22 protein-coding genes are annotated in these 21,516 nt (G+C 45.4%); 8 read left to right on the top strand and 14 right to left on the bottom strand.

Translation table 11 applies throughout. The annotated features are described in order from the left end of the window. Positions 1-65: 65 nt before the first annotated feature. From FJQ87_RS05335 to FJQ87_RS05315, 5 genes are all read right to left on the bottom strand, one after another. Positions 66-1,025, bottom strand: coding sequence for a D-2-hydroxyacid dehydrogenase (locus tag FJQ87_RS05335; protein ID WP_140931231.1), 960 nt, complete (start codon positions 1,023-1,025; stop codon positions 66-68). A 12-nt stretch (positions 1,026-1,037) separates the two neighbouring features. Continuing rightward, positions 1,038-1,679 carry an outer membrane beta-barrel protein gene (locus FJQ87_RS05330; protein WP_240778844.1) on the bottom strand — a complete coding sequence of 214 codons (642 nt, stop codon included), beginning with the start codon at positions 1,677-1,679 and terminating at the stop codon, positions 1,038-1,040. A gap of 67 nt (positions 1,680-1,746) precedes the next feature. After that, positions 1,747-2,526 (bottom strand): co-chaperone DjlA, encoded by a 780-nt coding sequence (gene djlA / locus FJQ87_RS05325; protein WP_140931229.1) that lies wholly within the window; start codon positions 2,524-2,526, stop codon positions 1,747-1,749. A gap of 18 nt (positions 2,527-2,544) precedes the next feature. Continuing rightward, positions 2,545-3,222 (bottom strand): N-acetylmuramate alpha-1-phosphate uridylyltransferase MurU, encoded by a 678-nt coding sequence (murU, locus tag FJQ87_RS05320; protein WP_140931227.1) that lies wholly within the window; start codon positions 3,220-3,222, stop codon positions 2,545-2,547. Beyond that, entirely contained in the window at positions 3,219-4,193 is a 975-nt protein-coding gene (locus tag FJQ87_RS05315; RefSeq protein WP_240778843.1) for a phosphotransferase, read from the bottom strand. The genes murU and FJQ87_RS05315 overlap by 4 nt, the downstream gene beginning before the upstream one ends. A gap of 204 nt (positions 4,194-4,397) precedes the next feature. Between FJQ87_RS05315 and lptD the strand changes: the two genes are divergently transcribed. From lptD to FJQ87_RS05285, 6 genes are all read left to right on the top strand, one after another. After that, positions 4,398-6,701: an LPS assembly protein LptD gene (gene lptD / locus FJQ87_RS05310; protein WP_140931223.1), complete on the top strand. Its 2,304-nt coding sequence runs from the start codon at positions 4,398-4,400 to the stop codon at positions 6,699-6,701. A gap of 117 nt (positions 6,702-6,818) precedes the next feature. Beyond that, on the top strand, positions 6,819-8,123 hold the full coding sequence (gene surA / locus FJQ87_RS05305; protein WP_140931221.1) for a peptidylprolyl isomerase SurA: 1,305 nt from the start codon (positions 6,819-6,821) through the stop codon (positions 8,121-8,123). 6 nt (positions 8,124-8,129) lie between these two features. Beyond that, on the top strand, positions 8,130-9,113 hold the full coding sequence (gene pdxA / locus FJQ87_RS05300; RefSeq protein ID WP_140931219.1) for a 4-hydroxythreonine-4-phosphate dehydrogenase PdxA: 984 nt from the start codon (positions 8,130-8,132) through the stop codon (positions 9,111-9,113). Between the two features lie 14 nt (positions 9,114-9,127). Then, positions 9,128-9,931 carry a 16S rRNA (adenine(1518)-N(6)/adenine(1519)-N(6))-dimethyltransferase RsmA gene (rsmA, locus tag FJQ87_RS05295; RefSeq protein ID WP_140931217.1) on the top strand — a complete coding sequence of 268 codons (804 nt, stop codon included), beginning with the start codon at positions 9,128-9,130 and terminating at the stop codon, positions 9,929-9,931. 28 nt (positions 9,932-9,959) lie between these two features. Continuing rightward, complete coding sequence (gene apaG / locus FJQ87_RS05290) at positions 9,960-10,340, top strand: Co2+/Mg2+ efflux protein ApaG (protein ID WP_140931215.1); 381 nt, start codon at positions 9,960-9,962, stop codon at positions 10,338-10,340. 8 nt (positions 10,341-10,348) lie between these two features. Continuing rightward, the gene (locus FJQ87_RS05285; RefSeq protein WP_140931213.1) at positions 10,349-11,167 is read left to right on the top strand and encodes a symmetrical bis(5'-nucleosyl)-tetraphosphatase; all 819 of its coding nucleotides are present in this window, start codon (positions 10,349-10,351) and stop codon (positions 11,165-11,167) included. A 191-nt stretch (positions 11,168-11,358) separates the two neighbouring features. Here the strand turns inward: FJQ87_RS05285 and folA are convergent, their stop codons facing one another. The 5 genes from folA to rplU all read right to left on the bottom strand — a co-directional run bounded on the left by folA (position 11,359) and on the right by rplU (position 15,635). After that, positions 11,359-11,841 (bottom strand): type 3 dihydrofolate reductase, encoded by a 483-nt coding sequence (gene folA, locus FJQ87_RS05280; protein ID WP_140931211.1) that lies wholly within the window; start codon positions 11,839-11,841, stop codon positions 11,359-11,361. A gap of 380 nt (positions 11,842-12,221) precedes the next feature. After that, entirely contained in the window at positions 12,222-13,424 is a 1,203-nt protein-coding gene (locus tag FJQ87_RS05275; RefSeq protein WP_140931107.1) for an IS256-like element ISSod4 family transposase, read from the bottom strand. 244 nt (positions 13,425-13,668) lie between these two features. Further along, entirely contained in the window at positions 13,669-14,826 is a 1,158-nt protein-coding gene (gene cgtA, locus FJQ87_RS05270; RefSeq protein WP_140931209.1) for an Obg family GTPase CgtA, read from the bottom strand. Between the two features lie 227 nt (positions 14,827-15,053). Then, positions 15,054-15,308, bottom strand: coding sequence for a 50S ribosomal protein L27 (rpmA, locus tag FJQ87_RS05265; RefSeq protein ID WP_140931207.1), 255 nt, complete (start codon positions 15,306-15,308; stop codon positions 15,054-15,056). Between the two features lie 15 nt (positions 15,309-15,323). After that, positions 15,324-15,635: a 50S ribosomal protein L21 gene (rplU, locus tag FJQ87_RS05260; RefSeq protein ID WP_140931205.1), complete on the bottom strand. Its 312-nt coding sequence runs from the start codon at positions 15,633-15,635 to the stop codon at positions 15,324-15,326. Positions 15,636-15,907: 272 nt separating this feature from the next. On the opposite strand from rplU, the gene ispB reads away from it, so the two are divergent. Beyond that, entirely contained in the window at positions 15,908-16,879 is a 972-nt protein-coding gene (gene ispB / locus FJQ87_RS05255) for an octaprenyl diphosphate synthase (protein WP_140931203.1), read from the top strand. A gap of 275 nt (positions 16,880-17,154) precedes the next feature. Then, positions 17,155-17,682, top strand: coding sequence for a type II secretion system protein (locus tag FJQ87_RS05250; RefSeq protein WP_346763954.1), 528 nt, complete (start codon positions 17,155-17,157; stop codon positions 17,680-17,682). 182 nt (positions 17,683-17,864) lie between these two features. Here the strand turns inward: FJQ87_RS05250 and ung are convergent, their stop codons facing one another. From ung to FJQ87_RS05230, 4 genes are all read right to left on the bottom strand, one after another. Next, positions 17,865-18,530: a uracil-DNA glycosylase gene (gene ung / locus FJQ87_RS05245; protein WP_140931199.1), complete on the bottom strand. Its 666-nt coding sequence runs from the start codon at positions 18,528-18,530 to the stop codon at positions 17,865-17,867. A gap of 96 nt (positions 18,531-18,626) precedes the next feature. Further along, the gene (locus FJQ87_RS05240; RefSeq protein ID WP_240778842.1) at positions 18,627-19,448 is read right to left on the bottom strand and encodes a heme ABC transporter ATP-binding protein; all 822 of its coding nucleotides are present in this window, start codon (positions 19,446-19,448) and stop codon (positions 18,627-18,629) included. Positions 19,449-19,555: 107 nt separating this feature from the next. Continuing rightward, a complete protein-coding gene (locus FJQ87_RS05235) occupies positions 19,556-20,572 on the bottom strand; it encodes an iron ABC transporter permease (protein WP_140931195.1) in 1,017 nt (338 codons plus the stop codon). A gap of 62 nt (positions 20,573-20,634) precedes the next feature. After that, positions 20,635-21,510 (bottom strand): ABC transporter substrate-binding protein, encoded by an 876-nt coding sequence (locus tag FJQ87_RS05230; protein ID WP_140931193.1) that lies wholly within the window; start codon positions 21,508-21,510, stop codon positions 20,635-20,637. Positions 21,511-21,516: the final 6 nt, after the last annotated feature.

Here is a 21,516-nt window from a genome sequence, read left to right as displayed (position 1 = left end):
CCGCCAGACCCCTATCAAACATAGTCGAAAGATAGAGGTTCATTAACTTAGCGAATAGATTGTTTTTATTTAGCGGGAAAGACTTGATGACAAGGACGCTTTTCAAGGAAATTGCGAAGATTATCAATAGCTATATCAAGTAGTTTCTGGCGTGCTTCTAATGTCGCCCAGGCGATATGTGGGCTGATGCTGACATTATTGGCGCTTAGTAATGGATTATCTGCTTGCGGCGGTTCAGTGCTTAACACATCAAGGCCAGCACCAAGCCTACCTGCATTAGTCGCCGCCGCTAAATCCGCTTCATTCACAAGACCGCCTCTGGCCGTATTAATTAATAAACTGCCATGCTTCATCAAAGCTAAGCTGTCTTTATTAATAAGATTGGCTGTGGCTGGTGTGAGCGGGCAATGCAGGGAAACGACATCCGCTTGCTTCAGCAAATCATTAAGCGCCACCCATTTGGCGCCAGCAGGCAAGTGCGCAGGGCAATTCCTAGTATGCACCAATAGCTGCATGCCAAAAGCGCTAGCTATGCTTGCCACTTGTTGAGCAATGGCGCCAAACCCAACTAATCCTAAGGTTTTACCATTTAGCGACATAAGCGGCGCTAAGGTAAAGCAAAAATCCCCTTGAGATTGCCAGTAGCCAGCTTTAACCGCGGCATCATGAAGACTCACTTTCTGGCTAAAATGCAGCATATGAGCAAACACCATTTGCGCCACGGCGTCACTGCCGTAATTGGGCACATTGGTAACGACTACGCCCCTTGCTGTCGCGGCCGCGATATCAACTACGTCTGTGCCAGTTGCTAATACGCCGATATAACGCAGCTGCGGCAGCTGCGCTAATATCTCAGCGCTCAGGCGAGTTTTATTGGTAAACACTACGGCAGCATCTTGGCAGCGGCTAACAATAGTACTTGGCTCACTTCTATCAAATACAGTTAACTCACCTAACTCGGCAAAGCTTTGCCAACTAAGATCGCCAGGATTTAAGGTGTAACCATCAAGCACAATAATCTTCATTGTTTTTCTCAATTAAAAACGGTAACTCAAGCCTAAATTGGCTTGGCTCTGCCAAAAGATATCGGCTTGAACGCGCCATAAGCAGCCGGTTTCATCACAAAATAATTGCTGATCACTATCAACAAAAGTGGCAAAGGCGCGCACTTCAACCACCAGAGACAAACGCTCCACTAACTGGTATTGCATCCCAGCGCCAATCCCCATGGAAAAGCGGCTTTCACTGGATAAATGGTGTTCAGGGCGCAGGCGAGTGAAACCAATACTGGTGGTGATATAAGGCGAGAAGTTACCATTTGGGAATAATAAGGTGCCACCAAAATGCAGATATTCAATGGACAGTGGCGTTAATGACTCAGAGCTCGCGCCACCTTGGCTAACTAACTCCGTGGATTGACGTGAATATAATAGGTAGATATTGCCAGGCTCTGGAGTATTCATCCCCACAGCTAGCCCCCAATGCTCACCTTCCTTGATGGCAGCGCTGGAGCTAAGAGTGTTATTGTTAAGCTCTAAATCAAAGTCACTGGCAGCAAAGCTATAGCCGCCACTTGGGGTTACAAACCAGTCTTGCGCTTGTGCTGGGCTACTCAGCCACTGAGCACCCGTCACCATCGCCAGCAACATTGCTATATTTACTTTATGTAGTTTATCCATACTTCACTCCTTGAAATAACGATATTGTCAGCCGCTGGCGTCTTACGCTCAGTCCTTAACTCAGACCTTAGCGCATGCCGCGCTCGGTTTTAATCCGATCGTAAGCCGCTTGAATGTCTTGGGTCTTACGCTTTGCCAGTTCCATCATCTCTGGCGGCAGTCCTTTAGCCACTAATTTATCGGGATGATGTTCATTCATTAGCTTGCGATAGCAACGTTTAATGTGCTGATCATCAGCATTCACATCAACCCCAAGCACTTGATAAGCCTGCTCAATGGATACGGTTTGCTTTCCGCCTTGCTGATGAAATTGGAACTCGGCTTGCCAGCGTTTCAATAAGGCATCAAGCTGCATCCGCCCATAACCTAAGTCTTGCGCTATGGTGAGTAAAATTTCATGCTCTTTGGCTTCCAACTGACCATCGGCCAACGCCGTCTGGATTTGGATTTCCATAAACATTTGCAATAAGTCACTGCGGCCCATAGCGATTAAGCGAAAGGCTTTTAAGCTACCGCGCAAATCAAAATCACTTTCCTTGCCGTCACGAAATGCTTGCTGAGCATCAACTCGCGCTTGGCCTGTGATGCGCATTTGATCCATAAGCAAAGTCGCAATTTTAATGTCAGTGGCTGTCACCTGCCCCGAGGCCTTAGCCACATGGCCCATGACCGCAAAGGTGGTATTAAAGAAGATGGCCTGACGGCTACTGCCACGCTTAGTTAATTGCTTAGACGCCGCGATATATTTATCGACTTTATGACCTAACCATAAGCCAATCACCAGTCCGATAAATTTACCGAACATAAAGCCTATGGCTCCACCAAACAGCTTGCCCCAAATCTGCATTCTCTTTCCCGCTAGTAATTATTGTTGGCCAAAGTCCGCATTGGCTTGTTCAAGTCGAGCGACAGTTCCCACATCACACCAGTAATGGGGCCAACATTCGCCCTGAATTTGCTGCATGGTCATGGCTTGTCGTAACCATGGACCTAACGCTAAAGCGCCTGGCGGCGCATCAGCAAATAAAGCCGGATGATACACGGCCATGCCGCTAAATGTCATGGTTGGCTCATCATCAAGCGCTTGATAGACCAAACCCTCAGCATTCAGGCTAAAATCACCTCGACTATTGTGGCTAGGGTTTGCCACTAACCACACATGGCCTAAGCAATTATCACCTAAGGTTACGCGGTTAAAATCCGGTAATTGCCCTAATAACACATCGCCATTAATCACAGCAAAAGGCTCATCCCCTAATAAAGGTAGGGCATTGATGATACCGCCTGCGGTTTCTAGCGCTGTGGTTTCAATACTAAAACTGAGTTTAACGCCAAAGCGACTGCCATCACCTAAATAGCTCACGATTTTATCCGCCAGCCAAGCGCAATTAATCACAATCTCAGTAATGCCTTGCGAGGCTAACGCTTCTATGTGATGAACTATTAAGGGTTTACCGGCCACTTCTAATAAAGGTTTGGGCAAGGCGTCAGTTAATGGCCGCATCCGCTCCCCGCGACCTGCCGCTAAAATCATGGCTTTCATGACGACTCCTGTTGCAGCACTAACTCATGGACATCTTTTACTAACATAGCTAATGCTTGCAGCTCAGGATAACGATTTGCGATATCAATAACATAGGTTAAGGTCAGCGGAATATCTTTCAAATAACCCGGCTTATTATCCCTATGATTAAGACGCGCAAAGATACCTGCAGCCTTTAAATGTCGCTGAATCCCCATCAAATCAAACCATTGAATGTATTGCTCAACACTAATAGTGTCCGCCAGCAAACCTTGCTGCTGACAAGTCTCAAAATGTTGCTGACGCAAAGTATCAACCACGGCATCTGGCCAACGCACATAACAATCGCGAAGTAACGACACGGCATCGTAAGTGATTGGCCCAATAACGGCATCTTGAAAATCAATCACATACAACTCATCTTGCACTACCATTAAGTTGCGGCTGTGAAAGTCTCTATGCATTCCTACTTGCGGTTGCGCCAGCGCATTCACAGTTAAGCAATCAAATGCTTGTGCTAAAACTGTTTGCTGCGCCTCACTCAAGGTAAATTGCAAGTGGGTGCTGAGCAGCCACTCACTAAAAATGCTGAGCTCACGGTGCACAAATGCCGCGTCAAATTGCGGTAAATCGCCAGCCGCAGTGCGCTTAACGTTAGCAATGTCAGGAAGTAAAGCTAAAGCCTCCTGATACCATGACTCGACATTGGCATCTGTCAAACAAGATAACAGACTGATATCACCTAAATCCTCAAGCAGCATAAAACCCAGTGCTGGCTCTATCGCCAAGATAGCAGGCACCTTAATGCCTTGCGCCTGATAAGCGGCTGCCACTAAGGCAAATGGCTCAGTTGCAATCAGAGCAACAGGAGTATCCATCACAATAAAGGAGCGTTGTTGGTGGCTAAGGCGGTAATACTGGCGAAAACTCGCATCACCTGAAATCAAGGTAACCGTGACAGGCTCAGCAAAATAACCTGCTAACCATTGCAATAGTTTCTCTTTTCTAGATACGGACAAGGTGACCTCATGGCTCTTGACGAAAAATTGCTTTATTATAGCCAGCATAACATTGAGTAACAGCCTGTTTTGCCTCCAAGTGCAAGTTTTTAGCCTTTGGAGCTTAAGTAAACATCCAAGGACAACTTTTCCTCTCTAAACTTGTCCAATGACAGAATTCAACTAAATCGATCTGACATGCAAATTCGTTATTTTGTGGCATTAAGCCTTTTACCTTTTACTGCTATGGCTATTGATGCACCAACGCCAGGGCAATGCGTCATCATACCTCCAGTACCTATGCCAGCAGCAAATAGCGGCAGTATTGCGACGCCTGATGTCGATGCTACGCATGACAAGATCATTATCAGTTCTGACTCATCCAATGCCATCATGGGCGATATGGCGAGCTTTCAGGGCGATGTGCGCGTGAGCCAAGGCGATCGCCTGATCAAGGCCGACGAAGCCGTATTTCATCAGCAACAAGAACAGCTCAACGCCAACGGTAACTTAATTTTTCAAGACAGTTTATTTACTGTCACTGCCGATAGTTTAGTAGCGAAAATGCGCCAAAATACCGCGGTATTATCTGGGGCTAACTATTGGTTACATGGGCAACAAGTTCATGGTGAAGCGCAAGAATTACAAATTACCCCAGATAATAATCTGCTATTAAAGAAAACCAACTTCACGACTTGCCCGCCAGAAAACCTGACTTGGTTACTGGAAGCTGACCGAATCAAAATCGATAGCGAAGATGAGTGGGGTGAAATTTGGGATGCCAAGCTGAAGCTTTTGGGCGTGCCGGTACTGTATATCCCTTATATGACTGTGCCAGTCTCTGATAAACGCAAATCAGGCTTGTTATTTCCAAGCATAAGTTCTAGCACCAATAATGGCTTAGAAGTGACTACGCCTTATTACTGGAACATAGCGCCAGAATACGATTTAACTTTCACTCCCCATGCGATGACTAATCGCGGTTTATTCTTGCAAACCGAATTTAGGTATTTAGGCGGTGAAGCGCAGCAAGGCCAAATCAACCTAGGATATTTAGGTGACGATAGATTGCTGGACGACGATCCAAATCGTTATATGTATCACTGGCAACATCAAGGCGCCATTGATGAAAACTGGCGAGTATTAGCTAATTACACTGAGGTGTCTGATGATAACTATTTCAATGACTTACCGTCAGATATTAATCAGTCAACCGATAACCAACTTAACCGTATTGGTGAAGTTAACTATTTCCAGCGCAACTGGGATACCAGTATTCGGGTGCAAGACATTAAAGTGTTAGGCAACGAAAACGAAGAACCCTATAAAATCATGCCACAAATCAGTGCCAATTATCGTTTGCCTGATGTTTGGCATAATCTCGATTTTGCCTTCAGCACTGAGTTAACTAACTTTGAGCATAATCAAGACAGTGAAGCCAAAGCGACCCGTTTACATATGGAGCCGTCATTAACTCTGCCGATTTATGTGCCAGCGGGTTCGTTAACTACTGAGCTTAAATTATACCAAACCAATTATTGGCAGCGGGAATTAAACCAGGATGATGGCTTAGGGAAAAGTGTGAGTCGCACCATACCGCAGGCGCGTATTCATGGCCAAATTAACTTTGAGCGCAATACCAGTATTTTGGGCAATGACTATCGCCAAACCTTAGAGCCGCAGGCTCAGTATTTATACGTAGGTTATGAAGATCAATCTGACATTGGTTTATACGATACTGCAGCCTTAGCTGATGACTTTTATGGACTATTTCGCGATAGTCGCTACTCCAGCGTAGATAGAATTGCCAATGCTAACCAAGTCACCATAGGTGCCACTACGACCTTATTTGATAATCAAAATTTAGAGCAATTAAAATTTAGCCTTGGTCAGATTTTCTATTTTGATGACAACAAGGTTACTCTCGACCCTGAATTTGAAGAAGAAACACCATCGTTTTCTGTGCTGGCGTCTGAATTAGATGCTCACTTATATGACAAGTGGTATTTTAGTGGTGCCATTCAGTTTGATACTAAAGAAGGCAGCACCAAAAAATCGGAATTCAGCTTAGACTTCCGGCCTGGCACCAACAAACTCATTCAGGCAAACTATCGCTATGTGCCTGATTTATTGAACACTAATACCAATAATCGCGTAAATATTTCACAAACTGGCCTGCGCACTACTTGGCCATTAACTGATAATATTTATTTTGTGGGTAACTGGTATTACGATCTTAATCGTGAGCGTACCGTCGAAACTTTTACCGGCTTACAATACGAATCATGCTGCTGGGCGGTGCGTTTAAGCTACCACTACAACATCACCACCAATTATGTGGAAGACTTTAATCCGCTCGAAGACAGTCGTGAAAAGTTTGAAAAAGGTGTTTACCTTAACTTCGTAATTAAAGGTCTGGGTGGCTCAGGTCCACTTGGTGTCAGCGATATGCTTGATGAAGGTTTATTCAATTACCGTAAACCCCTTTACCTGCGAAATTAATAAAATTATGGTAGATTGCTGAACCACAGAAGGGACTGACAGTCCAAACATTGACAACGACTATGGCATCAATTGATGCCCACAATCGCAAGATTATTTGGCCAAGGATATTTTTGGATGAAAGCTCGGATAAGAATAATAGCTGCCTTAATAGGCGCAACACTCAGCATCAATACAATGGCAATACCTGTGCCGTTAGACAGTGTTGCGGTGCAACTTAACGATGGCATCATTTTACAAAGTGAAGTCGACAATATGCTGAGCACAGTTAAGCATAATGCCAAAGAGGCCGGTCAATCATTACCGTCTGACGAAGCATTAGAAACTCAAGTGATTGAGCGCTTAATTTTAACGCGTTTACAGTTGCAAATGGCTGAGCGTATTGGCTTAGTGGTCGGTGATTTACAACTAGATCAAACCATTGAAAACATTGCGAAAGAGCAAAAGATGTCGGTGGCACAAATGCAGAGCGAAATTGAAAAAAGCGGTCAAAGCTTTAGTCAATATCGCGAGCAGATGCGCCAAGAAATTACCTTAGGCGAAATTCAGCGTATTCAAGTGCAGCGCCGCATTCAAATTTCATCCCAAGAGATTTCAACCTTAGTCAAAATGATTGAAGAACAAGGCTTAAAAAACGTTGAGTTCCAAATTGGTCATATTCTGATTGAATTACCAAGTAGCCCAACCAGCGTCCAATTAGAAGCCGCACAAACACGCGCAGAGGCAGTACTTAAGCGCTTAAAAGATGGCGCTGATTTCAAGCAAACCGCCATTGCCGCGTCATCTGGCCCTAAAGCGCTGGAAGGCGGCATTTGGGATTATATGAATATCAATGAAATGCCGACCTTATTTGCTGAAGTAGTGACTGATGCGAAAAAAGGCGACATTATAGGCCCAATTAAAAGCGGCTCAGGTTTTCATATCATCAAGGTCGTTGATACTCGTGGCTTACAAGCGAAAGAAGTTCATGAAGTAAAATCGCGTCATATCTTATTAAAGCCATCACCGATTTTATCTGAAGATCGCGCTAAGGCTATGCTTGATCAGTTTGCCCAAGATATTCGCAGCGGTAAGGCGGATTTTGCGAGCTTAGCTCGCCAATATTCTGAAGACCCAGGTTCTGCCACCAAAGGCGGCGAGCTAGGATGGGCCGACCCACGCATGTACGTTCCTGCGTTTGCGCAAACCTTAGAAGAGCTCAATCCTGGTGAGCTGAGTGCACCGTTTCGCTCAAGCCACGGCTGGCACATAGTGCAATTAGAAGATAGCCGCACCACAGATGCCACCGCGAAGATGAACATTAATCAGGCGCAGCAATTAATTTACCGCCGTAAATTCAATGAAGAATTACAGCTATGGTTAGATGAAATGCGCTCTGAAGCCTATATTGAAATCTTCAATAATAACAATAGCCAAGGATAATTGACTTTGACAATCAAACGCATTGCTATCACTCCGGGTGAACCTGCTGGCATAGGACCCGATCTCGTTGTCCAAATTGCTCAGCAGCACTGGAATGCGCAATTGGTTGTCTGCGCCGATCCTGATCTATTAATGAATCGGGCTCAACAGTTAGGATTACCATTAACCTTAGAGCCCTATCAGCCAGAGGTTGCGCCCAAGGCGCAGCGCGCTGGCACCTTAACCATAAAGCCATTTTCATTAGCAGAACCCTCTATTTGCGGTCAGCTCAACGAAAATAATAGCGCTTATGTGGTCGACACTTTAAGATACGCCGGCGAGCGCAACATGTGCGGCGATTTTGACGCTGTCGTGACAGGTCCGGTGCACAAAGGCATTATCAATCAAGCGGGCATTCCCTTTAGCGGACATACCGAGTTTTTTGCTCAACAAGCAAAATGCCAAGATGTGGTAATGCTGCTTACTTGCCCTGGTTTACAAGTGGCCTTAGTGACGACCCATATCCCATTGGCGTACGTGGCAAAAGCCATCACTCACGACAGATTAGTGCATATAATTACTATCTTGCACCAAGAGTTAAAAGCAAAATTTGCCATTAACGATCCTAAAATCTATGTGTGTGGACTTAATCCGCACGCGGGTGAAGATGGTCATCTTGGCCGCGAAGAAATTGACATTATCATTCCTGCGCTCAATCAGCTCAGAAATGAGTTCGCTATGAATATTACCGGCCCATTGCCGGCGGACACCTTGTTCCAACCTAAATACCTTGATGATGCCGATGTCGTATTGGCCATGTATCATGATCAAGGTTTACCTGTGTTAAAAGCACAGGGATTTGGGAAGTCAGTGAATATTACGCTGGGGCTGCCTTACATACGCACCTCAGTGGATCACGGCACCGCCTTGGAACTTGCTGGCACAGGAACAGCCGACACTGGCAGCTTAGTCTGCGCCCTGAATAAGGCCATTGAACTGGCCTCCAACTGAATTTATACAAATCCATGAGCAATAGAGTCCATTTAGGCCACACGGCCAGAAAACGCTTCGGTCAGAACTTTTTAACCGATTACAACATTATTAACCGTATTGTTGGTGCAATCGCACCAGACAATGACCACGTGATGGTGGAAATTGGTCCAGGTCTTGCCGCATTAACTGAGCCAGTAGCTGACGCCGTTGATAACTTAACTGTGGTGGAGTTAGACCGCGATCTGGTTGAGCGTTTAAAGCAGCACCCAGTGCTGAAAGATAAGCTGACTATTTACCAAGGCGATGCCTTACAGTTTGATTTTGCGCAGCTCCTGCAGCCAGGCAAGAAATTAAAAGTATTTGGTAACTTACCTTACAATATTTCTACGCCATTAATGTTCCATTTGTTTGAGTTTGCTGAACATATTGAGAACATGCACTTCATGCTGCAAAAAGAAGTGGTGTTACGCTTATCAGCAGCGCCAGGTTGCAAAGCTTATGGCCGTTTAACAGTAATGGCCCAATACTTCTGCCAAGTGGTACCTGTATTAGAAGTACCACCAGAAAGCTTCACACCAGCTCCTAAAGTAGACTCTGCCGTTGTGCGCTTACTGCCTTATGAAGTTAAGCCATGGCCATGTGACGATCTTGCTGTGATGCAAAAGGTAACGACGACAGCCTTTCATATGCGTCGTAAAACTTTACGCAATAACCTCAAAGGATTATTGAATGATGCTGACTTTGCGAGCTTAAATATCGACGCCACGCTACGCCCTGAGCAAATCAGTGTGCAGCAATATGTCGCTATGGCTAACTTAGTGTGTCGCCGCGGCTAAATTAACGGACAATGCAAAGGAAATGCGGATGAGCGGACTGGAATCCTCGATATCTATTGAAGTGGTGACTGAGTATAACGCGCAGCAATCCTCTCCCAGTGAAGATAAATACCTGTTCAGTTATACCATCACCATCATTAATCACGGTGACCAGCCTGCGACATTAAAGGCGCGTCACTGGATTATTACCGATGCCAATGGCCATAAGAGTGAAGTCCAAGGCGCGGGCGTGGTTGGAGAAACCCCTACCATAGCTGTGAACTCGGCCTTCCAATATACCAGCGGCACCATTTTAGAAACACCTATTGGTATTATGCAGGGCTCCTACGTGATGGAAAGTGCGGCCGGTGAGAGATTTCAAGCCGCGATTAAGCCTTTCAGATTAGCCGTACCGGGTTTGCTGCACTAGGAGATGTTGTGGCTCACTATTTTGTAGGAGACATTCAAGGTTGTTATCAAGAGCTGAGCCTGTTACTTGATAAAGTGGATTTCAATCCTTCTAAAGATCAACTCTGGGCCGTCGGCGACTTAGTGGCTAGAGGCCCGGACTCATTAGCCGTACTGAGATTATTTCAATCCCTTGAGGATGCTGGCAATCTGGTACTAGGCAATCATGATTTACATCTACTTGCTGTATTTGCTGGTCTAAAAAAAGCAAAAGCTTGCGATAATCTCCAGCCAATTTTAGCCGCCGAAGATGGCGACTCCTTGATCAACTTCTTACGCTGTCAGCCGTTAATGCGCGAATTACCTGAGCATAAAATCATCATGACTCATGCTGGCGTGCCGCCGCAATGGGATCTTGAGACCTTACGACGAGAATCAAAACAAGTGAGCGAAGCACTCATGGCTGATGATTATCTCGAAGCGCTCATCGCCAAGATGTATACCCAAACCGCTGAAAACTGGTCGGAATCACTCACTGGCGTAGATAGGTTACGTTACTGCATTAATGCGCTCACCCGCATGCGCTTTTTGCATCGCGATGGTTCACTCGATTTTGAATGTAAAGAGTCACCACAAACAGTTCAAAGCAACGATTTAGCCCCATGGTTTACCTTTACAGGACAATTACCCCAAGATTACCACATTATCTTTGGTCACTGGGCTGCCCTCATGGGACAAACCGATAATGAGCGCATGCTTGCCTTAGATACCGGCTGCTGCTGGGGTGAACACTTAACTTTGTATCATCTGGAAAAGAACGAGCGCATTACTCAACAATCATTAAGATAGCGCTGCTGGGCTACATGCTGACTGCCTGTTTAAATATCTGTTAAGTACTGTAACTTTGAGCCTAAGCCATAACGTGCATAACGCTCATAACTACGCGAATTCTTTGGCATGAATAAGTATGAAGTATCGGCGCTATGCCAATCAGCACAGCGCCTGCAATTTTTTACTATTTCAGGTTTTACCTATCCAAGCTAGCCTTGCTTAAGCAAATTGATAAACCGATATTTTATGCCACTATCGTTTTGATGTTGCTCTTCAGATTCAATCGCCCAATTGAATACTTGCCAATCCGGAAAGTGAGTATCCCCGTCAACATCAAGATCAATCAAGGTCAAATATAGCTTATCGGCCTGCGGCAATAACTGCCGATACAACTCACCTCCCCCTATCACCACTAACTCATCACACTCTGTCACTAGCGCTTTTGCTTCATCAAAGCTACTCACTCGCGTAACTCCGGCGGCTTGCCATGATGCATCGCGAGTCATGACTATATTCAGGCGCCCAGGTAAGGCTCTACCAATCGATTCATAGGTTTTTCTTCCCATCAATATAGGCTTGCCCAGGGTCATGGCTTTAAAGTGCTGTAAATCTTCTTTTAAGTGCCATGGCATAGTATTGTTTTTGCCAATTACACGATTATTGGCCATTGCCGCTATCATGGCTATCTGCACTGTGAGCTCCTTATATACTGAGTCGAGTGACATCATAAACTAAAGATGGCAAAGCCTAACCAAAAGCAAGGTTCTCGACAATAAAGTGAATGTGAATAATTTGGCTTGAACCCATTCATGCCTAGAGTGGCAATCACAGTCAAAACGGCTGCAGGATAAACTAATTCGATGCTAAAGAGCAAAACGGATAGCGGAAGTAACGAGCTTTTGAGGTTATTGAAGGCTTAGATTTGGATAAGGATTAACGAGCAACAAAACGTGAAGTATTTGAAGGGATAATTGGCAGGGCTAACTGATTACACTGATGGAGAAACTAAGAGGCTATTTAGAGGGCGTTCAAAATTCTGGAGGGCGTTCAAAATTCTGTGTCAGGCTAATTTTTAAATTTCTAGCACGCTATCTAAACGCCCTTCAAAATAAATCGCTAACTGAGATAAACAAAGGCTCCAATTGTGGATTGGCATGGTCCATTTATCTGAGGCGTTTAATATGCCTGCATAAAGTAGCTTCAACAAGCTATTTTCATTAGGAAAAGCACCTTTGGTTTTGGTGAGCTTTCTAAATTGGCGATGTACCGCCTCAACGGCATTGGTCGTGTAAATCACTTTCCTGATATGTTCTGGGTACCTAAAATAATGGGACAAATTATGCCATTTGCGACGCCAAGAGTTGATTACCAGCGGATAAGCATCACCCCATTTGGCCTCCAGTTCGTCCAATGCCATCTCTGCGGCTTCTTTACTCACGGCTCGATACACAGGCTTTAAATCAGCCATAAACGCTTTCTGATGTTTTGAGGCGACATACTTCATTGAGTTGCGGATCTGGTGGATAACACATAGCTGTGTTTCCGTATTAGGGAAGATACTGGCTATCGCCTCAGGGAAACCGGTCAAGCCGTCAACACAGGCGATAAGAATATCTTTTACACCACGATTATTAAGATCGGTCAGTACGGATAGCCAGTAATTAGCGCCTTCATTTTCGGATAAATGAAGCCCTAAAATTTCCTTTTTTCCTTTCATATTAAGCGCTAACAATGTGTAAACGGCTTTACTGACGTAACGCCCATCCTCTTTGACTTTATAATGTATCGCATCAAGCCAAACGATAGGATAATGGCTATCTAATGGGCGCTGTTGCCACGCTTTAAGTTCGGGGATGAGTTTGTCAGTGATAGCACTGACTGTTGCGTTAGATACATTGATCCCATACATATCTTCAACATGTTGATTAATATCGCGATAGCTCATACCTATACTGAACATCGATAACACTTTACGTTCGATTTCATCGGTTAGCGTAGTTTGATTTTTATTAATCAACTGAGGTTCAAAAGTGCCATTGCGGTCTCTAGGGGTGTCTAACTCAAAGTTACCGGACGGATGCTTAATGGTCTTAGGGGTTTTGCCATTTTTACGATTAGGCAGAGGATCATGCGCTAAATGCTGCTCAAGCTCAGCCTGGAGAGCCGCTTCAGTGAGTTGCTTGATCAGTGGACCAAGAATGCTGTCTTTACCTGTGAGGCTTTTACCTGACTGCAGATCTTTAAGGGCTTGTTCGAAGTTAAAAGGTTGGGTCATGTGTCATTCCTGTTTTTGAATATTTTACTGAAATGACACAGAATTATGAACACTACCGCTATTTAAGATATCCACTAAGATAGCCATTTCTATAAGATAAGAGCAGTTACGCTGCTCTTATCTTTAAACGCTTGCCAACTTCTATCGCATGCTTGATGCTCAAGATTAAGCACAGACAAATTGCTTAACGAGTCTAATGCATCCACTCGAACACATTAGACTTAGCTCATTAAGCTCGCTGTGATTAACGTTGGTAGATGACCTCAACGTCATAGTCATCTTCATCCCAATCTTCATCATCGAGATCATCTTCAACGATTTCGAGGTTAGATTGATGATAGTTGTCCCACTTAAATTCAACTTCCGCATCCGGATCGACACGACGATCTTCAATCGGTAAGGTGTTGATGTAATCCATCAGCTTTGAACTTAAGGCTTCAGTACCAGTACGGGTGAAAGCAGAGATAGTGAAGACTTCACCTTGCCAATCAAGATCGCGCACGATTTGATTAACTTTCTCTTGTACTTCTTCTTCCAGCATTAAGTCTGATTTGTTAATCACTAACCAGCGAGGCTTCTCGGCAAGTTTTGGTGAATATTTTTCCAGTTCAGCAACGATAGCACGCGCTGATTCAACTGGATTGCTACCATCGATAGGCTCAATATCAAGCACATGCAGCAGAATACGACAACGCTCTAAGTGCTTAAGGAAGCGAATACCTAAACCAGCACCGTCAGCGGCGCCTTCGATTAAGCCTGGGATGTCAGCAATAACGAAACTTTGACCAGGGCGTGGATTCACTACACCTAAGTTAGGCACTAAGGTCGTGAAAGGATAATCCGCCACTTTAGGTTTAGCGCGTGATACAGCGCGAATTAAGGTAGATTTACCCGCATTAGGCATACCTAACAAACCGACGTCAGCCAGCAATAATAGCTCTAAACGTAAGCTGCGTACTTCACCTGGAGTACCTAAGGTTTTTTGTCTTGGAGCACGGTTAGTACTACTCTTAAAACGAGTGTTACCTAAACCGTGGAAACCACCTTTAGCGACGAGTAACTTTTGACCGTGCTTAGTCAAGTCACCTAAAGTCTCAGCCGTTTCATCATCGACAGTGCGAGTACCCACAGGGACTTTTAAGAATAAGTCTTCGCCAGCGCGACCAGTACAATCACAGCTGCTACCGTTCTTACCGCGTTCAGCCATGTGAAAACGCTCAAAGCGATAATCGATTAGCGTGTTGAGGTTTTCATCAGCAACCAAATACACATTACCGCCATCACCGCCGTCACCACCATTGGGACCACCATCTGGCACATACTTTTCACGTCTAAAGCTCACACAACCGCTACCGCCGTCGCCCGCTTCAACTCTGATTACTGCCTCATCGACAAACTTCATATCTATTCCAATACCGTTAACTAACTATGCATAAGGCGGTAATTCTGGCAGTGACATGAAAGCCCATGCTGCAAAAACCACACCTTGAGTGACAGCGACGCCGCCAACATTTGCGAAATTATACTGCTATCTTGGCTAGAGCGCCAAAGCAATTGCTTTTTATTGTCTCTAGCAAAAACAAAAGCCCCACCAATGGCGGGGCTTAATCGTTTAAGCAAATTCGACTATTAGTCTTGGATGCTAACAAACTTACGGTTGTTAGGACCTTTAACTTCGAACTTAACTTTACCGTCAGTCAGAGCAAACAAGGTATGGTCGCGACCTAAACCTACGTTTACACCGGCGTGGAACTTAGTACCACGTTGACGAACGATGATGTTACCAGCCAAAACTGATTCGCCACCGAAGCGCTTTACACCAAGACGTTTACTTTCTGAATCGCGGCCGTTACGAGTAGAACCGCCAGCTTTTTTATGTGCCATGAGTTAGACTCCTAATTAAGCGCTGATAGCAGTGATTTTAACTTCAGTGAACCACTGACGGTGGCCCATTTTCTTTTCGTGGTGCTTACGACGGTTAAACTTCTGGATGATAACCTTCTCGCCGCGACCATGGTTGATAACGGTAGCAACAACTTTGCCACCAGCAACCAGTGGAGCGCCCACTTTCACGTTTTCGCCATCAGCAATCAGCAGAACTTGATCGAATTCGATAGTTTCGCCGGTAGCAACTTCAATTTTCTCTAAACGAACTGTATGACCTTCAGCAACACGGTGTTGCTTACCGCCACTTTGAAAAACAGCGTACATAGCTATTTCACTCCAAATTGCGACACGCTGGTCCCACTTAGTAGGGACGGCAGGGTGCTCAAAAAACTTTATTGACAATGGTCGCGGAGTTTACGCGAAGAAGTACTATCAGGCAAGAGCAAATTATGAAAGATTAAAAAAAGATCGGTTTAACTCTCACAATACTGCTTCTACTACTGTCTAGTACCAGCATTTTTAGTTATATTTGGCTGTATAAAAAAGCCTTCTATAGGGCTGAACTTAATTTACACCTCCCTGGAACCAGAGTCTATATGGATTTACATGCCATCCGCGAGCTTGCTGACAACGACATGCAAGCAGTTAACCAACTGATTTATAAGCAGCTTGAGTCAGATGTCGCCCTGATTAACCAATTAGGATTCTATATTATCAATGGTGGGGGAAAGCGTTTAAGACCCTTACTATCAGTATTAGCAGCCCGCGCTGTTGATTATCGAGGCGAAGCTCACCTTAAATTAGCCGCCATTATTGAATTCATTCATACCGCATCTTTACTGCATGACGACGTTGTTGATGAGTCCACCATGCGCCGCGGTCGTAAAACCGCCAACGCCATGTTTGGTAATAGTGCTAGCGTATTAGTGGGTGACTTTCTTTATACCCGCTCATTTCAAATGATGACTGAGCTGGAAAGCATGAAGGTATTAACCGTACTGGCCGATGCCACCAACGTGTTAGCCGAAGGCGAAGTGCTGCAGTTAATGAACTGCAATGACCCAGACACCACAGAACAAAGCTACATGCGCGTGATTTATTGCAAAACAGCTAAGTTATTTGAAGCCGCGACGCAACTTGTCGCCGTACTTGCTGGCAGCGATAAGTCATGGGAAAAAGCATTAGGTGATTATGGTAAGTATTTAGGTACGGCTTTTCAGCTCACTGACGATTTACTCGATTACACCGCTGATGCAGAAGAGTTAGGTAAGAATATTGGTGATGACTTAGCAGAAGGTAAACCAACGCTACCACTTATCTATGCGATTAAACATGGCAGCCCAGCAGAGCAAGAAATGATCCGTCACGCCATTGAACACGGCGATGGCACTAAGGATATCGATGCTATTATTGCTGCGCTGCGTCACTGCGGCGCTTTGGAATACACTCATCAACGTGCGTTAGAAGAATCACAAAAAGCCATTGATGCCTTAAGCGTATTACCCGATAGCGATTATAAAACAGCATTAGTGTCACTGGCTAAACTAGCCGTTGCCCGTAATCATTAAGCGCATATTGTCTTAATTAGCTTAATGACAGTAGCAACAAGTTAAAGCAGTGCTTTGGCTTGTTGCTCATATCAATCAGTCTTCCGCACTCACTTAACACCACAAACGACACAAACGTTTTAATCAACTGTAAGCGCTCAATATCTAATCGCACCAACAACTGCTTTACCCAGCTTGCCAATAAGGATAAAGTCTTACCACTTAACGATAAAAATCTAAGCCTAACCAACAAAGATGTTATGTTATGGCTCAACACTTTTGAAGATATAATAAACGTGAAAAAACACTCAGGCTTTACTCTGATTGAACTCGTAGTCGTCATTATTATCCTTGGAATCTTGGCGGTTGTTGCGGCGCCTAAATTTATTAACCTTGAAAATGATGCCTTAGACTCCAGTGTTAAAGGCGTCGGCGGCGCTTTTAAATCGGCGGTTGATATGGCTCATAGCGCTTGGATTGCTAAAGGCGCATCCGGCCCGATGGAAGATGTACCTATTTACTCTAACAATGCAGATCGCTCCGGTACCTTAGATATCAATGCCAATGGGTGGCCAGCGCAGCATTTTCTTGGTCCAGTAGAAGAAAGCCCAAGCCTTGATAGTGTTGACGATTGCATGTCTGTATGGCGCATATTGTTTGCAGGCGCAGAGCCTAGCGTATCAGACGCTGCTGAGACAGATAAGACTACCTATAAAGCCAATTATACCGCAGCCGGTCAATGCCGCTTCGTGTTAGAGCGCGATAATAGCTATTACATAGATTACAACTCAAACACAGGTAGCGTGATTACTCACATTCCTTAATGCTTAGATAATCCTCATCGATGCAAATCTAGTGAGATGAACTGACTTCACTAAGCTCATCTCACTAAGCCCATAACATAAAGCTCATAACATAAGGCTCAGCACATAAAGTTGATCTCGTTAAGTTCATCCCGTTAAGTACAACTCACTCGTTAAGCATGCCCAATAGCTAAGCTTGAGCCTTATATCTGCCAATCAATCGGAGTTTGGCCGTTTTCTAGCAGTAACTCATTGATAGTCGAGAAATGCCGGCACCCAAAAAAACCGCGATAGGCAGATAACGGCGAAGGATGGGGGCCAGTTAATACCTTGTGATGCGCCGCAGTAATCACCTTACCTTTCTTGATGGCATGACTGCCCCAAAGCACAAAAATAATCGGTTGTGTTTGCTGATCTAACAGTTCAAGTACGGCGCCCGTAAACGTTTCCCAGCCAGCCTTGGCGTGCGAGTGAGCCTTGCCCTGTTCAACGGTTAATACTGTGTTGAGCATTAACACCCCTTGCTGCGCCCATGACTCAAGAAAACCATGATGAGGAATAGTAAACCCCTCAATATCCGTGGCTAATTCTTTATACATGTTCACTAATGATGGCGGCGTTTTCACCCCAGGTTGCACTGAAAAACACAAACCATGAGCCTGCCCTGCTCCGTGATACGGATCTTGCCCCAAAATCACCACCCGCACTTGCGCTAATGGCGTTAATTCAAAGGCGCGGTACACATCACTTGCTGGCGGAAAAATAGTTTTAGTTTGGCGCTCAACAGCTACAAACTGCTCAAGGATTTTAAAATAGGCTTGCTGCTGCTCAGCGGCAATAAAGGCTGACCAATGGGTATGATTTGACATGCTAGCTCCGCGGCTTACTCTGATGGCGCAAGGGTAAGAGTTAAGTCGCCGCAGAGCAAGCATAGACGTTATTCTTGATGAAAAGCCGTTTCGCGTTCAAAAGAACATAGCCGCGGGCGCAGATGCAGACGAGCTAGGTGGGCGAAGTGAGCTAAACGAATCAAGATGGCCATACATAGCTTGCGGGCGGTATTCCCAAACGGATTCAATTAAATCTGCAGTTAAACACTCATTAGGAGTGCCACTAATAACCATGTTGCCTTGGTTTAACACCATAATTTGGTCAGCATATCGCGCGGCTTGATTAATATCGTGTAGTACACTTATCACGCAAAATGGCCTCTCTTTAGCTAAGGTCTGCAATAAGCCTAACACCCTGTGTTGCTGCGCTAAATCGAGCGCCGAGGTGGGCTCATCAAGCAATAACACCGCAGGCCTCGGTGCTTGCGTTAATTGCACTAGTACTCTGGCAATATGCACCCGCTGTTTTTCACCACCGGATAATGCGGGATAGCTCTGCTGCGCCAAATGGGTTAACTGCAATTGCTCGAGCATGGCAGCAACGCGCTCCTCCCCCGCCTTCATATCTAGGCTCAAGGGATAAAGCCCCATGGCAACCACTTGCTGCACAGTAAAAGGAAAGTTCAGACTCGCGTATTGCGGCAATACCGCCATTTGCCGCGCAAGCTCAAGGCGCGGCCAATTTGTAAGCTCTCGATCATAAAGACTTATCTTGCCAGTATGCACTTTTGTATCTTGGCTAATACATTTTAATAAACTCGATTTGCCCGCACCATTAGGCCCAAGCAGCGCAGTAAAAGAGCCATAACTAAAGCGTGCATTGATATCGCGCAAAATAACTTTATGGCCTTGCTGCACACTTAACTCTGTAATAGTTAAACACTGATGTTGAGCCACCACATACTCCTTAGCCGAGTGCGATGCGCACAGGGTAAAATTCAATTACGCTAAAATCATTCGTTCTACAGCATTCTTGTTAAACCATTCTGTCTCAATAAATGTTTCTACACCAATCTATGGCGCTGTTTGAGTAGCAAGTAGATAAAGAATGGCGCGCCGATTAAGGCGGTGATGAGTCCTACAGGCACTTCTGCGGGGGCCATTAATACTCGCGAGCCAATATCCGCTAAGGCTAACAATATCGCGCCAAGCACAGCGCTCATGGGCAGTAACTGACGATGATCTGGCCCTAATAGCATTCTGACTATGTGCGGCACCACTAAGCCAATAAAGCCAATAATACCGGTCGCAGCAACGCTGACGCCGACACCTAAGGCGCACAATAAAATCATGCGGTATTTTAAGCGCTCAACATCTATGCCTAAATGGCGCGCCTCAGCCTCGCCTAACAACAAGGCATTAAGCGCGTTCGCATGGCGTTGAAATTGCCAAGATAAAATGACTAAGACAGCAAAAGTGAGCCACACATAATCAAAACTCGCGCCAGCAATGGAGCCCATTTGCCAGAGACTTAAATCCCGTAAGGCGCTATCGCTCGCAAGATAAGTCAGCACCCCAATGCCAGCACCAAATAAGGCAGATACCGCAACGCCTGCCAGCAATAACATCACCACAGAAGTACCATCGCGACTTGCCGCCAATTGATACACCAATAAGGTCGTACCTAATCCCCCCGCAAATGCTGCCATGGCCAGTAAGCTTGCGGGCGCCACAGGCAAGAGCACTATGCAAATAGCCGCCCCTAACGCAGCGCCTGTAGATACCCCAATAATGCCAGGATCGGCTAATGGGTTGCGAAATAAGCCCTGCATCACAGCGCCCGCTTGCGCCAACATGGCGCCAACTGTCATGGCCAGCAAGGTTCTTGGCAAACGTATGCTATCAATCACCATTTGCTCGTGGGGCGCTATGGCAAACGCATCCATAGCGGTCAAACTATGGATCAGTGCTTTTAATGCTGAACCAAAACCTATGGCTAGTGGGCCAACACTGATAGAAATAATGCAGGTAATCACTAACAGCACTAGTGCGCTATTTCGATAAAAAGAATAATTAGCCACTACGGATAATCCTTAATCTGGCTTGAATGCTGAGTGCCTAAATACAAGCACTGGCAAAGCAGTTAATTTAGGTCGATTAATTGTTCCGCTAACTCATTGGCCGCTTGTAAGCTGCTGATCCCCAAGCCGCCAATTAAGGCATGACTATTGATGGGATACACAGATCCTTGCAGCACCGCCTTGGCATGCTGCAATAATGGCATTTGTTGCAGCAATAATTGCTTAGCATCCATTGGCGTTTCATCACGCACGCTTACAATAATCACATCAGCATCAAGCGCTAAAATCCCTTCTTGTGACACACTTTTATAGCCCTCAAAATCCGCAGCATTCTTGCCACCGGCTAAATTAATAATCACATCACCGGCTGACCCTTTACCCCCTACTCGCGCTGGGCGCTCTGGCATCATTAGCATAAACAGCACCTTAGGCGCCGCGGGGGCTACTTGCTGCTGCTTTTGCTGCAATAGCGCAAAGTCGCGATCAAGTTTGATTTTAAGCTGTTGAGCCTGAGTTTCACTGCTGAGTAACCGCCCTAGCGCATCAATATTACTCAGCAAACTTAAATAGTTAGTGGGGATAGGCAATTGCACGACATTTACCCTAGCGGCGCGCACTCTATCTATGGTGGTTTTAGGCCCCATTTCAGCGGTTCCAATCAATACGCTAGGTTGCAACGCCAAAATACCTTCGGCCGACAAGGCCCTGTGATAGCCCAAAGTGGTTAGCGACAAATCAGCAGGTGCTTGGCTACTGGCATCAATGGCCACTAACTGTGAACCTGCATCGAGCGCTAAAATTAATTCAGTTACGCCCGCGCCCGCCGCCACTACCTTGGCATTAGCACTAACACCTGCACTAACTTCAGTACTGGCAGCATTAGCTGCAACACACATCCACGATGACAAGCACAATACACTCACCAACAACCTCAACATAGTTAT

The organism is Shewanella sp. SNU WT4, assembly GCF_006494715.1.
In the GTDB taxonomy this organism is placed as follows: Bacteria; Pseudomonadota; Gammaproteobacteria; order Enterobacterales; family Shewanellaceae; genus Shewanella.
The sequence above is the reverse complement of the archived record's forward strand: the minus strand, read 5'-3'. Positions and strand labels throughout refer to the sequence as shown.

Bases quoted from the DNA above. Each gene is read 5' to 3' on its own strand.
- murU (WP_140931227.1), bottom strand. From the start codon at position 3,222: ATGAAAGCCATGATTTTAGCGGCAGGTCGCGGGGAGCGGATGCGGCCA.
- rpmA (WP_140931207.1), bottom strand. From the start codon at position 15,308: ATGGCACATAAAAAAGCTGGCGGTTCTACTCGTAACGGCCGCGATTCA.
- ispB (WP_140931203.1), top strand. From the start codon at position 15,908: ATGGATTTACATGCCATCCGCGAGCTTGCTGACAACGACATGCAAGCA.
- FJQ87_RS05330 (WP_240778844.1), bottom strand. From the start codon at position 1,679: ATGGATAAACTACATAAAGTAAATATAGCAATGTTGCTGGCGATGGTG.
- djlA (WP_140931229.1), bottom strand. From the start codon at position 2,526: ATGCAGATTTGGGGCAAGCTGTTTGGTGGAGCCATAGGCTTTATGTTC.
- FJQ87_RS05230 (WP_140931193.1), bottom strand. From the start codon at position 21,510: ATGTTGAGGTTGTTGGTGAGTGTATTGTGCTTGTCATCGTGGATGTGT.
- cgtA (WP_140931209.1), bottom strand. From the start codon at position 14,826: ATGAAGTTTGTCGATGAGGCAGTAATCAGAGTTGAAGCGGGCGACGGC.
- ung (WP_140931199.1), bottom strand. From the start codon at position 18,530: ATGTCAAATCATACCCATTGGTCAGCCTTTATTGCCGCTGAGCAGCAG.
- surA (WP_140931221.1), top strand. From the start codon at position 6,819: ATGAAAGCTCGGATAAGAATAATAGCTGCCTTAATAGGCGCAACACTC.
- lptD (WP_140931223.1), top strand. From the start codon at position 4,398: ATGCAAATTCGTTATTTTGTGGCATTAAGCCTTTTACCTTTTACTGCT.
- rsmA (WP_140931217.1), top strand. From the start codon at position 9,128: ATGAGCAATAGAGTCCATTTAGGCCACACGGCCAGAAAACGCTTCGGT.
- apaG (WP_140931215.1), top strand. From the start codon at position 9,960: ATGAGCGGACTGGAATCCTCGATATCTATTGAAGTGGTGACTGAGTAT.
- FJQ87_RS05275 (WP_140931107.1), bottom strand. From the start codon at position 13,424: ATGACCCAACCTTTTAACTTCGAACAAGCCCTTAAAGATCTGCAGTCA.
- FJQ87_RS05335 (WP_140931231.1), bottom strand. From the start codon at position 1,025: ATGAAGATTATTGTGCTTGATGGTTACACCTTAAATCCTGGCGATCTT.
- rplU (WP_140931205.1), bottom strand. From the start codon at position 15,635: ATGTACGCTGTTTTTCAAAGTGGCGGTAAGCAACACCGTGTTGCTGAA.